The 13,750-nt window shown below is 62.2% G+C and carries 10 protein-coding genes; 3 read left to right on the top strand and 7 right to left on the bottom strand.

Annotation, left to right across the window (positions count from 1 at the left end; translation table 11 throughout):
• Position 1: 1 nt before the first annotated feature.
• The 4 genes from tssG to P0D71_RS16995 form a co-directional block, all read right to left on the bottom strand.
• Complete coding sequence (gene tssG / locus P0D71_RS17010) at positions 2–1,084, bottom strand: type VI secretion system baseplate subunit TssG (protein WP_408481146.1); 1,083 nt, start codon at positions 1,082–1,084, stop codon at positions 2–4.
• A complete protein-coding gene (gene tssF, locus P0D71_RS17005) occupies positions 1,084–2,973 on the bottom strand; it encodes a type VI secretion system baseplate subunit TssF (protein ID WP_408481144.1) in 1,890 nt (629 codons plus the stop codon). Before tssF ends, tssG begins: the two co-directional genes overlap by 1 nt.
• Before the next feature lie 335 nt (positions 2,974–3,308).
• Positions 3,309–3,608, bottom strand: a complete 300-nt coding sequence (locus P0D71_RS17000) for a hypothetical protein (protein ID WP_408481142.1) — start codon at positions 3,606–3,608, stop codon at positions 3,309–3,311.
• A 144-nt stretch (positions 3,609–3,752) separates the two neighbouring features.
• Positions 3,753–5,906, bottom strand: a complete 2,154-nt coding sequence (locus P0D71_RS16995) for a hybrid sensor histidine kinase/response regulator family protein (protein ID WP_408297732.1) — start codon at positions 5,904–5,906, stop codon at positions 3,753–3,755.
• Positions 5,907–6,215: 309 nt separating this feature from the next.
• Between P0D71_RS16995 and P0D71_RS16990 the strand changes: the two genes are divergently transcribed.
• Together P0D71_RS16990 and P0D71_RS16985 are read left to right on the top strand one after the other, a co-directional pair.
• The gene (locus tag P0D71_RS16990; RefSeq protein ID WP_408481140.1) at positions 6,216–7,781 is read left to right on the top strand and encodes an FAD-dependent oxidoreductase; all 1,566 of its coding nucleotides are present in this window, start codon (positions 6,216–6,218) and stop codon (positions 7,779–7,781) included.
• 120 nt (positions 7,782–7,901) lie between these two features.
• Positions 7,902–8,084 carry a hypothetical protein gene (locus P0D71_RS16985; protein WP_091808293.1) on the top strand — a complete coding sequence of 61 codons (183 nt, stop codon included), beginning with the start codon at positions 7,902–7,904 and terminating at the stop codon, positions 8,082–8,084.
• A 146-nt stretch (positions 8,085–8,230) separates the two neighbouring features.
• On the opposite strand, the gene P0D71_RS16980 is transcribed toward P0D71_RS16985, so the two are convergent.
• The 3 genes from P0D71_RS16980 to glgX all read right to left on the bottom strand — a co-directional run bounded on the left by P0D71_RS16980 (position 8,231) and on the right by glgX (position 13,004).
• A complete protein-coding gene (locus P0D71_RS16980) occupies positions 8,231–10,255 on the bottom strand; it encodes an AI-2E family transporter (RefSeq protein WP_408481137.1) in 2,025 nt (674 codons plus the stop codon).
• Between the two features lie 205 nt (positions 10,256–10,460).
• Positions 10,461–10,640, bottom strand: coding sequence for a DUF2934 domain-containing protein (locus P0D71_RS16975; protein ID WP_091808289.1), 180 nt, complete (start codon positions 10,638–10,640; stop codon positions 10,461–10,463).
• A gap of 147 nt (positions 10,641–10,787) precedes the next feature.
• Positions 10,788–13,004 (bottom strand): glycogen debranching protein GlgX, encoded by a 2,217-nt coding sequence (glgX, locus tag P0D71_RS16970; protein WP_408481135.1) that lies wholly within the window; start codon positions 13,002–13,004, stop codon positions 10,788–10,790.
• A 222-nt stretch (positions 13,005–13,226) separates the two neighbouring features.
• Here glgX and P0D71_RS16965 point away from each other — a divergent pair, with 222 nt between their 5' ends.
• A complete protein-coding gene (locus P0D71_RS16965) occupies positions 13,227–13,631 on the top strand; it encodes a PRC-barrel domain-containing protein (RefSeq protein WP_091809299.1) in 405 nt (134 codons plus the stop codon).
• The last annotated feature ends 119 nt before the right edge of the window (positions 13,632–13,750 follow it).

Raw genomic sequence — 13,750 nt, 5'->3', positions numbered from 1 at the left:
GCTATACCTGTCGCACATTCGCGCATGGCGGCGCGAAACGGCTAAAGAATTGCGCCGCATAGCGCTCCGGTTTGAAGCGTACGCAGGTGAGGCGGTCGTCGTGTGATGCATGGCCGAGCCAGCCCGACCAGCCGAGTTGCTGGGGGCCGCCTAAAATGGCCGGCGGCGCGCTCTGCGGTTCGAGACGCAACTCGAGCTCCCACTCGAACTCAAAGCCGACAAACGTCCTGACCCATTCGACGAGCTTCGGCAAATCAGCGCCTCGCGGCGTGAAGCGCAGGTACGCGGCGATATCGAGCGGACCGACGACAATGCGAAAGGTGTGCTGACAGTCGGGCACCTGTTCGCCCAGCAACGCGCCCACCGTCATGGTCGAAGCGGCGCCCGCCTTGCCCAGATAGCTGTGCTCTTCTGCATCGACATCGATCCAGCTGAACACGGATTCCTCGATCTCGACCGGAACGCCGAAGTAGCGCTCTAGCGTCATGCGCAGCCCATCGGGATTGCGCGCCTCCCGCACGAGGTGCGCCGAAGCCGCGAGCCGTGCATGCGCGGGCAACGGGCCGTGACCGATCTCGCGGATGTCCTGGCCCGTCAGGCTCGCCACATAGAACGAAAAGCGCTCATTGTCAGCGCGATCGAGTCCCGCGGCAGCTTGCGCGGATGCCCAGGCCCGATAAAGCAGCGTCAGATAGCGATGATGGAAGATATCGAGAAAATTGACGAGCGTGGCGTCGTTGCGGCTCTGTTCGCGGTCACGCGCGATTTCGGTCACGTGAATCGGCAACGGTCCGTTCGGCCCGAGCATACCGAGTCCGAACAGGCGCACCTTCAACCGTCCGTCGGCTTCGCCTACGCTCGCGATCTCGCGCGGCGCGAAACACAGGCTGGGTTGCTGCCCGAGACGAAACGGCTCAGCCTGCGGGCCTGACGCCGTTCCGACCGGATCGATCCGCTTGTCGGCGCCAATGCGACGCAGCAGCGCGAGAAATCCGAAGCGCCACGGTTCGGCCTGCAAATGCCCGATCAGCGCCGGCGAGAGTAACGTGCGATGCGTGATCGCCCCGATAGAAACGCGCTCCATCAGAGCACTCCGCGCGTGTCCATACGCACCGGCCAGCGCGCGACGCGACCGCGCTGCATAGAATGCAGTTCAGTCTGCGTGAACGAGTTGATGGACGCATGGCGCGCGAGATAGTGTTCGAGAATCAGCCCGAACAGATAAGGGCTGGTCCCCGAAAATCCCGTTTCGTCGACCGTCAGTTCGCACGCCACGCCGCGACCGAATACCAGCATGCCGTTGCCAGTCAGCTTGCGTGTGACAGGCCGCGTTTTTACGCCGACGAGACTCTCCACCTGGCGGCACTGGTCCGTCGCCTCATCCGTCACGAATAGCCGCAACAGATCGCGCAAACCCTGGGCGCCGGCGCGGTGATCGAGATCGTCGAGCGGCAAATAATTGAAGTTGAGCTGGCGAATCAACCGCCATGCCATTTCGCGTTCGGCGTGAGGCGCTTTGGGCGCCGTGGGCCGGCGAATCAGGCCGATGCTCTCTACCGGCCCGCTGTCATCCAGTTCGAGATCATTCACGCCGTCGCGTGGGACGAGGCTCGCCAAATCCCGGTTGGTGGCGAGCGCGGCCACCGAGAGGTAGCGAATCTCTTCGCGATACGGCGCCTCGTGCTGATCCACGAGCGACACGTACACCTCCGTGCCGATGTACTGCGTGCGGCTACCATAGCGACGCGCCGAATCGGAAATCAAACGGCGTTCGCGGCGCGTTGAAAAGTAGCGCCCGTAATTATCTTCGTCGTTATTGAGTGACTGATATAGCGGGCGGAACTCGAACTCGGCGGATTCCGTCGTTGCCTGCGCTGTGAGGGATTGGATGGAGAACACTTCGTAGTCCAATGGAGCAGCGCGAGCCGGAATCACCCTGAACTCGGTTTGCGCGCTATTCAACGCGATATTGTCCATGCGCATTGGAAACAGATTGATCACCGGTGTGCAGAAGAGCGCGAAACGTGACGCATCGACCAGATTCAAGAGCCGCTCGGGCGCTCGGTCGAGTAGCACGACAATCTCGACCTCGTCGCCCTTTGTTCTGCGAAAACCCGCCTCGAGTCCTGTCAGCGTGAAAAAGTAGAAGCGGGCCGGACACGCGAAATACTCCTGCAACAGGTTGTGGCCGTGAAATTTCGACCAGGAAAGCGGCAACAGCCCCTGATCGGGGCCAAGGCCTTCATGCACCACGGCGTCGCCCGAGACCACTGAAAGCAGCCCACCCGCCACGCCGAATTCGCGAGGCGCGCCCGTAATCGACGCTACGCTCGCCGTGTGCAGCAATTCGAAGAGATGCGATGCAATCTGCTCGTCGCCCGTCAGATAAACGGGCAGCCTGTCCAGGTGCCGCAGACAGGCAATGTCCATTCCGTTGAGCGTGCGCAATCCCAGTCGCAGCGCTCCGCGCACCTCGGTATTGGCCGGCAGATAACGTTCGAGCGCGGGCATGTCCGGCGGAACGCCGGTCAAGCGCGCCTCGACGATTTCGAGCGGATAGAGCATCACGTCCTGACTACTCTGGAAGCGGCAAACCGTATTTTCGCCGGGAGGCATACGCGATCTGAGTGTCGAACCGCGCGGCACCCGAAAACCTTCGGCCGCGTTGACGTACTTGCGCCCCGGAAAGAAACGCGCAACGGCCATGGAAGGCGTGGGCGCGACGTAGTTGGGATACAGCACATCGAGCAGATGCCCGGTGAAACGCGGAAACTCCGCGTCGAGCTTGATCTGCATGCGCGCCGCCATCAAACAGAACGACTCGATCAGACGTTCGACGTAGGGGTCGGTCACATCGCCCGCCTTCATGCCGAGGCGTTGAGCGATCCTGGGATGAGCCTGCGCGAACTCGGGAGCAAGCTCACGCATGTAAATCAGCTCCTGATTGTAGTAATTCAGCAGTCGAGGATCCATCGGCGATTTGGTGTTGTTCTTGTGGCGGACTCGCTGAGACGGCACGTGCGTCGCGCGAAAACTCTGCCCGCATGCGAATCCCGATGAACGTCCGATCAGTGACAGTCGCATTTTTACCCGGCACCGGAAAGCGTTCAATCAGTGTCACGGGGAAATAATCGTCAACTACTCAGAGGGGCGCGTCGGCGGGGCACATCCGCATAACTGAAATCGTTATGGAAGGTTAACTTTCATGAGGATTACCGAGTGAACTGTGAGCGGATTGTTCCCTCCTCGCATCGAGGAACAAAGCGTAAAGCCTGACTCAGAATCGTTCGCCGCGTCAGGCCTTTTCGTCACTGCCCCTTTGTATCGCTGCTGGCATCCGCACCCGGCATATTGGTGGAGTCGGTTGCAGGCTTGCTTGCCTTCGACGACTTCGTGTGATGCTTTTTGGTCGACTTGGAATGCGCCATCGCGCCCGATGCCTGCATGTCGCCGCCTTCACGGGTCGCGCCGGCCGTGGTGCCGGCATTCGGATCGTTGCCAGCCGGGCCACCACCGCCGCCACCCGCGCCTTGCGCCATGGCGAGCGAAGAAGCGGCGAGCAAGGTCGAGATGAGCAACGCGCTGCGGGTTTTGTTTCCGATGTTCATGACATTCTCCGGTTCGAAAAAGAAGCGGGTTGCGCCGGCTGATCCAGCCCGACACGCATACCTCGTCCTCTTTTCAGCAAGGGCTGTGCCGCGAGTCATGAAATGCTTCCAACACGCACCGCCACACGTTGCGGCCTGCGAGCCTTACGGTTCGCAAACTACGAGCGCGTGCAATTCGTCGATATTGAATGGCTTGGCGAGAATCGCCACGCCTAGCCGCCGCGCGCGTTCGAGTTCGTCGGCGTAGCCGGTCATCAAGGCGATCTTCTGCGACGGCCACGCGCTGCGCACTTTCTCCGCGAGGTCGATGCCGTTGAGCTTGCCCGGCATCTGGATATCGGAGAGCACGAGCTCGAAGCGCGCGCCGCCCGTGAGCAGGTCGAGCGCCTGATCGGCGGTCGGCTCATGGCGTACCTCGCAGCCGAAGGTTTCCAGCACCGCCGCCACACCCGCCGCGACGTCCTCGTTGTCCTCCACCAGAAGCACCACGCCGCTCGGCGCGGGCACCGCCGCCTGCGCCGTTTCGATTTGCGTCGCCGTCGCCTTCTGACGTTCGCGATATCGCGGCAGATATAACCTGACCGTCGTGCCGCTGCCCGGCACGCTTTCGATCTTTGCCGTGCCGCCGGCCTGTTCGCACATGGAAAGCACCTGCGCGAGCCCGAGACCGGTGCCCGAGCCGCGCAGCTTGGTGGTAAAGAGCGGTTCGAACGCGCGCCGCGCGACGGCTTCGGGCATGCCCTCGCCGTCGTCGGAACAGGCAATCAGCACATACTCGCCGTCGGGCAGCAAGGTGTCGCTGCCGACCAGCCGGTTGTTCTGACAACGAATCACGAAGCGTCCACCGCGCGGCATCGCGTCGCGCGCGTTGACGGCCAGGTTCATGATCGCGTATTCGAGGTCGGTCGGATCGGCCAGCACCTGCCAGACGCTGTCGACCATGTTCAGCGCCAGTTCCACATTGTCGCCGAGCGCCGCGTCGATCAGCGGCGCGGCTGCGGGCAACCATGTGGCGAGATCGAGCGGCTCCTGTTTGAGCGGCTGCTTGCGCGCCACACTCAGAAGGCGGCGTGTGAGCGATTCGGCCGTGGCGGTGGCGCGCTCCACCGCGAGCACTTCTTTCTCCACCTGGTTGAAGCGTTTGAGCCGTGCGAGTTCCGTGTTGGCGGAGACCACCATCAGCAGATTGTTGAAATCGTGCGCGACATTCGCCACGAGATTGCCGAGCGCGCCCATGCGTTGCAGTTGCCGGCTCGACGCTTCGGCTGAAAGACGCATCGCCACTTCGCCCTGCCAGCGTTCCCACGCGCGGCGCTCGCCTTCCAGTTGACGCAGCGAGTAAAGCACCAGCAGCCAGATGGCGACACAGGGCACGGCCGTCAGCGCCGCGATCAGAATGAAATGCTGCCGCCATGCCGCACCGATCGACGAGGTCGCGTACGCGCTCATCACATAGAGCGGATAGTCGCCCACGCGGCGAAATGCCAACAGGCGCTCGACGCCGTCCACGGTCGAGTTCAAACGGACGTGGCCGAACAATTGTTTGTCACGCAACGCCTGCGTGAATTTGCTTTGCGGAGTGGGCTTCGCGCCCGCCGGCCAGGGCGGATAGCGCACCAGTAGATTGCCGTCCTGCCGATACAGGCCCATCGCCAGCGACGAATCGCCATTCGTCAGTTCACGATAGAAGCGCGAAAAGTACTCGTTGCGCAGCGCGACCGATACTACGCCGAGGAAGCGGCCATCAGCGTCCGAGCGCCCCGTCGCGGTGGTGAACACGTTGGTTTGCGACAGTGGCCCGAACATCGGCAGCGAAAAATACTGCTGCGGACGCATCGCCTTGGCGGACAGGAAGTCTTCACGCTGTCCGATCGAGATGGCGGGGGCCGGAAATACGCGGCTCGACACGAGCAGATCACCTTTCGCGCCGAGCAGGTAAATGGACGACACCTGCGGAAAGTCGCCGCCGATTTCACGCAGACGATCATGCAGCATGGCTTCGCGTGCGCGAATCTGCGTTTCGTCCTCGTTGCCGAGCAACTCCACGATGCGTGAGGACATCTGCTGATTGAGGTCGAGCACCTTCACCGCCTGTTCCTCGGCAACACGTGCGAGCCGCTCGATCATGTCGTCGGAATCGGCGATCCGGCGCTGGTAGTCGAAGTAGCCGTAGCCCGCGAGGCAGATCAGAGGAAACACAATCGACACCGCGAGCACGATCAGAAGCATGCGCCGCGTCGCCGCGAAATTGCGCGAGGGCATCGGGACATCGACTGCGACACGTTCCGCACGCTGCACGGTCAAGCTCTCCGTGAAAGGACAAGATGGGTGAAGGAAAGTACGCCACGCGATGTGCCGCGCACGGTCGTACGCTCGGTCGTGCGCTCGGTCGTGCGCTATTTCCCTTCCCCGGAATTTACCGCACTTCAGGCGTTCTCCATAGCGCGGCAGCCGTGGAACGGGCGCTTGAACAGATGCAAACAGTTGGGCACGTGGATTGCTGCACCACGGGAATCAGCAGGATGAAAGGCGCGCTGCGATACGCGCATCGTTGCGCATTGCGCGCCGCCTGCGCCGTCACGTTTCATCGTCCGTGAGGAGCCCGCCATGCCCACGATTGCCCGACGCGTCGCCCAGCTATCGCAATTGCGATCGGACCGCGCCGAACGCTTCGTCGTGGATGGCGAAGCGATCCTGCTGGTGCGCGACGGCGATACCGTGCACGCCTATTCCGCCGATTGCCCGCACGCCGGCGCACCGCTGGAAGAAGGCGCGCTGTGCCACGGCCGGATTATCTGCCCGTGGCACAAGGCAACGTTCGACGTCGCCACGGGCAACGTGCTTGAACCGCCCGCTCTGGGCGCGCTCGACCGCTATCCCGTGCTCGTCGCCGGCGACGATGTAATGGTGACGCCGGAAAAATTACCGCAACCCGTGCGCAACGCAAGTGACCTAAAACCGCACTACGTTGTAATCGGCGCGGGCGCGGCAGGTGCCGCGGCTTGCGCAGCCCTGCGCGAATGCGGCTTTAGAGGCCATCTGACGCTGATCGGAGCAGAGCCGCATGCGCCCTACGACCGCACGGCGTTGAGCAAATTCGTGCCGTCCGGTGAAATGCCGGCCGCCGACGTGCCGCCGCTTCTACCGCAAGACTGGTTCGAGCGGCATGACGTGGAGCGGATCGTCGGCAACGTCGCACGGCTCGATGTGCCCGGCCGCACGATTCATTTCGAAACCGGCGGCGAGCTGACTTACGACACCGCCTTGCTCGCCACCGGCAGCGTACCGAAGTTACCCGCGATTCCGGGCGTCGAACTCGGCGGCGTGCACGTGCTGCGCAGTCTCGACGACGCCGCCGCACTCGTCGATGCATTCGGCGACGATGCCGGGCAAACTCAGGTGGCGATTCTCGGCAGCAGTTTCATCGGACTCGAAACGGCTTCCGCGCTGCGCAAACGCGGTGCGCCGGTCACCGTTATCTCGCCGGAGAAAGTGCCGTTCGCGAAGCAGTTTGGCGAGCGCGCCGGCGTCATGTTCCGCGAGCTTCACGAGAGACATGGCGTGGTGTTCCGTCTTGAGGCGAAGGTCGCCTCGCTCGAAGGCGAGGAAGGCGACGTCCACGAGGTCATGCTCGAGAATGGCGACGCCATCTCGGCCGATCTCGTCTTGTTGGGCACGGGCGTCGCGCCGGCCACCGGTTTTGTCGAAGGACTGCCGCTGCAGAAAGACGGCGGCGTGATCGTCAACGCCGGCATGCAAGCCGCGCCCGGCCTGTATGCGGCGGGGGATATCGCGGCGTTTCCGTTGCATGAGGACGAGGAACCGTTGCGCATCGAACACTGGCGCGTCGCACAGCAGCATGCGCGCATTGCCGCGGAAAACATGTGCGGAGCGCGCCATCGCTACGCCGGCGTGCCGTATTTCTGGACCTATCACTTCGGCAAACGCTTCGAATATCTCGGCCATGCGAACGAGTGGGACGAGATCGTGATTGACGGCGACCTGGATCAGCAGCAATTCGTCGCGCTGTACGTGAAGGACGACAAGGTGATCGCGGCGCTGGCCTGCGAACGCGAAGCGCAGACCGCTCGCCTGATCGATGCCATGGCGCGAGGCGTGTCGCGCGCGGCTGCGCTGGCAATGATCAGCGACGCATCGTGCGTCGCGCAATGAACATTCAAACACTAACGACCCGCGCAGAACGATAGCGCGACGTAGGGCAACACCCGGATCGGCCCGCGTGGCTGACCACGCCGACTCGATGATGACTTAATGACCTGAAGGAGAAACGCCATGACAGAACAGAAGGAAAAGCACCCGCACTCGGACAAGAGCGAAAAGCAGATCGACCGCGAGGTCGAAGACAGCTTCCCCGCGAGCGACCCGCCCTCCACGGGCGGCACCACGAAGATCGTCCCGGACAAGGAGGCTACTTCGAAAGAGAAGTCGGCAGCGAAGAAACCCGCTAGCCATTAAACGTTGTTGGCCGGATACGAATTGCCCGGACGCACTGCGGACGGGCGATTTTTTCTCGCCCTACGCAACTGCAATCCTTCTGGACGATGGGGGACAGTTATCGCAAGGGAATGACGCGTTGGCCAATCGGCCCCGTACTCCCCGTACTAACCGTTGACCACCACAGGCAATGTTTCTTCTACATGGGACCGGTCCATCTCGACGCGCTTGCAGGCCGCCAGAACTTCCTGCAGTGACGTGGCGTAACACTCCGCGCCCATCGCGGTTTGCAGATCCGCGCTCCATTTCTCCGTATCCTGCGGCGCCCACAGCCCGACGACAATCGACACGTTCGGCAGACGCGCACGAATGCGCCTGACCAGATAGCGCAAATGTGACGGAATACCGTCGATCTGCAGATAGAGAATGCAGACAATGCCGACATCGTCCGCATCGAGACTATCGATCGATGCTCGCGACGCGGCATCGTGCGGCAGCGCCCGTGACGTGAACCCGTGCTTGGCCAGCAACTGCAACAGGATCGTCGTCGCCAACGGGTCGAGCGGGCCGCGTCCGGGAATGCACAGCACACGATTGCTGGCGGCTAGCGGCGGCTGGTTCGGCGTGCCGGCGTCTACATGCGGGGAAGAAGCGATACGCTTGCTTGCAGCTTCAGCTTGTGCAGCGTCCGAATCCGAAGGCGCGATCGGCCCCGCCGCGCTCCAGTTTTCTTCCGCGACCGGCGTTGTAGCCGGCTCGCGATCCTCATAGCTGTCGAGGCCATCCACGAGATCGTTCGTGGTCGCCTCGATTCGCGCAAGCTGCGCGGCCGTCACGCTGCCGCGCACCACGTCGTTCGCCGCGAGCTGCAAACCTTTGATCGCGACCTCGTCGTAGTACGCCGACAATGAACGTTCGCGCAACAAGGCCTCGGCCTGCTCGATCGCTTCGTCGGGATCACCCGCGAGCGCTCGCTGGTAGAAGTTTTCGATGGGCGTCAGCGCGGGCTGGTCGCCGAGCAACACGTCGAGAAACTCCAGCCTGCGCACATGCCGGCCGAGCACGAGCAGACACAGCGTCAACGGTGTCGACAGAATCAGCCCTATCGGCCCCCAGATCCAGCTCCAGAAAATCGCGGCGACCACCACCGAAAACGGCGAGAGTCCCGTGCTGCGGCCGTACAGCAGCGGCTCGACGATCTGTCCCACCAGCAATTCCACGGTGACGAACAGGGCCAGCGACCAGATCGCCATCGCCCAACCCGGACTGACGGCGGCGGCGAGCGCGGTGGCGAGCGTCGCTGAAATCCAGATGCCGACATAGGGCACGAGCCGCAACAACGCCGCGAGAATGCCCCACAGAATCGGACTCGGTACGCCGATCAGAAACAGCCCCGTGCCGATGACGACGCCAACTCCCGCATTCAGCCCGAGTTGCGAAACGAAATAACGGCTTAGCCGCCGCGCGGCTTCGTCCATTACCGTGGTGGTGCGGTGCAGATCGCGCGAGCCGAACAGGCGAATCGCACGGTCGCGCAGGTCATCGCGTTGCAGAAGGATCACCACCATCACGACGAACACGATAAACGCCGTTTCGAGCGGGCTGATGGCCGGCGACAGCACGCGCCGCGCGAGTTCGAACGGTGTCGGCACCGGTTCGCGCACCTCGACCGGGACCGCGGCGGGAACATTGGCAGTCGATTGGGCAGCGCCGGACGAAGCGGCATTGCGCTGCGGCGCCGGTTGCGGCGGTTCGATCGTCGCGCGCTGCAGGGCCTGACCGGCCGCGCTGGCGAAACGGTTCAGTTTGCCGATGGTCAGATTGTGCGCGGTTTCCATCTTGTGCTCGACGGTCGCCTGATAGCGCGGCATGCCGGCTGCAAGATCGGTGAGTTGGGTGGCGATCACCGCGCCGAGCAAACCGATCAGCGACACCGAAATCACCACTGCGGCGAATACGGACGCCACATGGCCGAGCCGCAATCGCGTCAGCGCGTCTGCCAACGGGGCGACGAGGAAGCTGAGCAGGATCGCGAGCGTGATTGGAATCAGCACCGCGCTCGCAAAGTACAGGCACGCGACCACCGTCACGCCCACGGCAAGCGCAATCAGGCTGTCAAGGCCGAAGGCAGCGGGTGGCGCCTGAATGCGGGCGGCAGGCCTCACGCCACGCGGGTCGGGAATGTCCTTCATTGGCGAATGCTCTGTTCGGCTCCGTTACGTTCCCGTTCTCGTCAGGCGTGGCAGCTCATCCAGGTTGCGCACGCCGACGGCATCGCGGCAGCGGGCCGCGCGGGCGTCGACAATGCAACTCGTAGCTGCACTTCACTTTGCGGCCAACCGTCTGGCCACCTTTTCTTCAATGCCGTGCTCGCTCGATATCTGCCTGACAGCGCATCTAATTCGCAGGCTTCTCACCCACGGGACCACTTTCCGTCGGCGGCGCCTCTTTTTCTATTTCAGCGCGTGCCTGCTCCCAATACTCGTCAGGCGTGCCCTTCTGATCACCTGACTGTTCCCACAGGTAGTAAGCGCGCGTGCGAATCTGTTCCTCTTGAGAGGTTTGTTCCTGTTCCATTTGATCACCCTCAGTTAGAGCTGACGAAGGCCGGTATCGGCTGACTTGCGCGCCCGCCGCTGAAGGCAGCGGGCGCGCAGTCATCGGGAAACGAGCAAGCGCTATACCCGCCGGCGCCAGCCCGTTGGAGGCCTTCGTAACGGTTCGTCAATCCTGTGCAGGGGGTTCGGTTTCGTCGGTGGTGAGTTGCTCTTCCAGGCGATCGAATACACGCTGTGTGGCGCGGCTCGGCGCTTCGAGCGCAAGCAGCAGCAGCGAGCGGCCGGTCACCTGATACGCGTCGCCGGCGGCGAAATGAGGCAATTCCGCGCGCACCGGCATGTTGGTGTCGAGCAGGCAAGTCCACCGATCGCCCTCGGGAATGTCCGGCAGCGTGAAATTGACGACATCGTGATGCGCGTTCAGCACCAGTAGCAAAGTCGCGTCCGACGCCGGCCGGCGAATCCCGCTCGCCTGCGCGCGGCCGTCGATTACAAGGCCAAAACAGCGCATGGACGGATCGTCCCACTGCTCCTGCGAAAGATCGGTGCCGTCGGGCGAAAGCCAGCGCGCGTCCGTGACCTCCAGAGCCTCATTGTATTCACCGGTGAGAAAGCGACCGCGCCGCAAAACCGGCAGACGGTGCCGCAGCGTGGTCAGATTCTTGACGAACTCGGTCAGCGCACGGCCGTCGTCGTCGATCGCTTCCCAATCAACCCAGCTGATCTCGTTGTCCTGACAGTAGGCATTATTGTTGCCCTTCTGCGTGCGGCCGAATTCATCGCCGGCAAGAATCATCGGCGTGCCTTGCGAGAGCAGCAGCGTGGCCAGCAGATTGCGTTTCTGGCGCTCGCGTTGTTGACGAATCTCCGGGTCGTCGGTCGGACCTTCCACGCCCATGTTCCAGGACTTGTTATCCGAGTGGCCGTCCTTGTTGTCCTCGCCGTTGGCCTCATTGTGTTTGTCGTTGTATGAGACGAGATCGTTGAGCGTGAAGCCGTCGTGCGCGGCAATGAAGTTTACGCTCGCCCACGGGCGGCGGCCGCGATGGTTGAACTTGTCGCCGGAACCGGTGAGACGCGTAGCGAGATCGGGGACCTTCCCCTCGTCGCCTTTCCAGTATTCACGCACGGTGTCACGAAAGCGGTCGTTCCACTCGGCCCAGCCGGGCGGAAAGCCGCCGACCTGATAGCCGCCAGGGCCGCAATCCCACGGCTCGGCCACGAGCCGCACGCTCGACAGCACCGGGTCCTGCCGGCAACTGTCGAGGAAACCGCCGCCTTCGTCGAAACCATGCAGTTCACGGCCGAGAATCGTGGCGAGGTCGAAACGGAAACCGTCCACCTTCATTTCCGTCACCCAGTAGCGCAGGCTGTCGGTCACCATTTGCAGCACGCGCGGATGCGACAGGTTCAGCGTGTTGCCGGTGCCGGTGTCGTTGATGTAATAGCGCGGCTCATCAGGCATCAACCGATAGTACGACGCGTTGTCGATTCCCTTGAAAGAGATCGTCGGCCCACGCTCGTTGCCTTCGGCCGTGTGGTTGTACACCACGTCGAGAATGACTTCGAGATTGTTGTTGTGAAAGCGGTCCACCATTTCCTTGAACTCGCCCACCGAATCGATTGACGACGCGAAGAAACGCGGATCGGCCGCGAAGAAGCCGATGGTGTTGTAGCCCCAGTAGTTGGTCAGGTCCTTGTCGAGCAGATAACTGTCGTTGACAAAAGTCTGCACCGGCATCAATTCGACCGATGTCACGCCGAGACTCCGGATGTAGTCCAGCACGACCTGTTGCCCAAGTCCGGCGAACGTGCCGCGCAGATTTTCGGGTACTTCGGGATGCCGTTTGGTAAATCCGCGCACATGGGCTTCGTAAAAAATCACGCGTTCCCACGGCAACGCATTGCGCTCGGGATGACTCCACGAGAAGTTGGCGTCGACCACCTTGCACTTCGGCACGAAGGGCGCGCTGTCGCGCTCATCGAAAGAGAGATCGCCTTCTTCGGAATCCAGCGTATAGCCGAAGATTTCCGGCGCCCACTTCAACTCGCCAATGTGTGCTTTCGCATACGGATCAAGCAGAAGTTTGTTCGGATTGAAACGATGTCCCTTCTCGGGTTCATAAGGACCATGCACGCGATAGCCGTAGACGGCGCCCGGTTTGAGATTCGGCACGAAGACATGCCAGACCTCGTCGGTGTATTCCGGCAATTCGATGCGTTCGATTTCGTTTTCGCCGGTTTCATCGAACAGGCAAAGTTCAACCTTGGTGGCGTGCGCCGAGAACAGCGCAAAGTTGACGCCGCTTCCGTTCCATGTCGCGCCGAGCGGAAAAGGCGTGCCTTCCGCGATACGCGTCGAGTAGTTGGCTTGGGATGACATAGGGGTTCCTGTGGAAGCAAGAGGCGCTGACGCGCATGTTTTAAGCAGTGAACAGCAAGCCCGCTGAAATAGCAAATTACGGACCTGACACGATCGCAACGGGAACGAGCCTGTGCGGCACAAATTTTGCAGCTATCAGGGCAGGCTCGCACAATCGAAGCCGACATGGCGCTCACCGCAGTGCACCGCAAAGCGCCAGACCATATCAGGGAGAAGTTCGTCATGAAGAAAACACTACTCAAACCGCTCGCCGCCACAGCATTGCTGCTCGCCACATTCGCGTCATATGGCAACGCCTACGCTCAAGGCGCGCCGCAAGCGATCACGGAAAAGCGCACGGATGTGGTCCAGCTTGCCAGCGGCTATCGTGCCTCCAAGCTAAGCGGCGCCGATGTCTATAACAAGAACAAAGACACGATCGGCACCCTGGACGACCTGATCGTGTCGCCGAGCGGAGATCGCGGCACATACGCAATCCTGTCGGTAGGCGGCTTTCTGGGCATGGGCAAACATCTCGTCGCCGTTCCGTTCAACGATTTGCAGATCAACAACCGTCGTGTAGTGCTGCCGGAAGCCACGAAAAAGTCGCTTGAAACGCTGCCTGAATTCAAGTACGCGCCGGATTGAGCTTCAGGCATTTGCCGCAGCGTCGCGGCTATTGACGAGTCGGCGCGCCCGGCGGGGGACGGTGAAGGTTGCCGCCCCTCGCCGGAGCCCACGCGAGGGCGCGAGCCGTCTGGCGAAGA

The organism is Paraburkholderia sp. RL17-383-BIF-A (genome assembly GCF_046028015.1).
Classification (GTDB): Bacteria; Pseudomonadota; Gammaproteobacteria; order Burkholderiales; family Burkholderiaceae; genus Paraburkholderia.
This window is presented reverse-complemented; position numbering and strand designations above follow the sequence as displayed.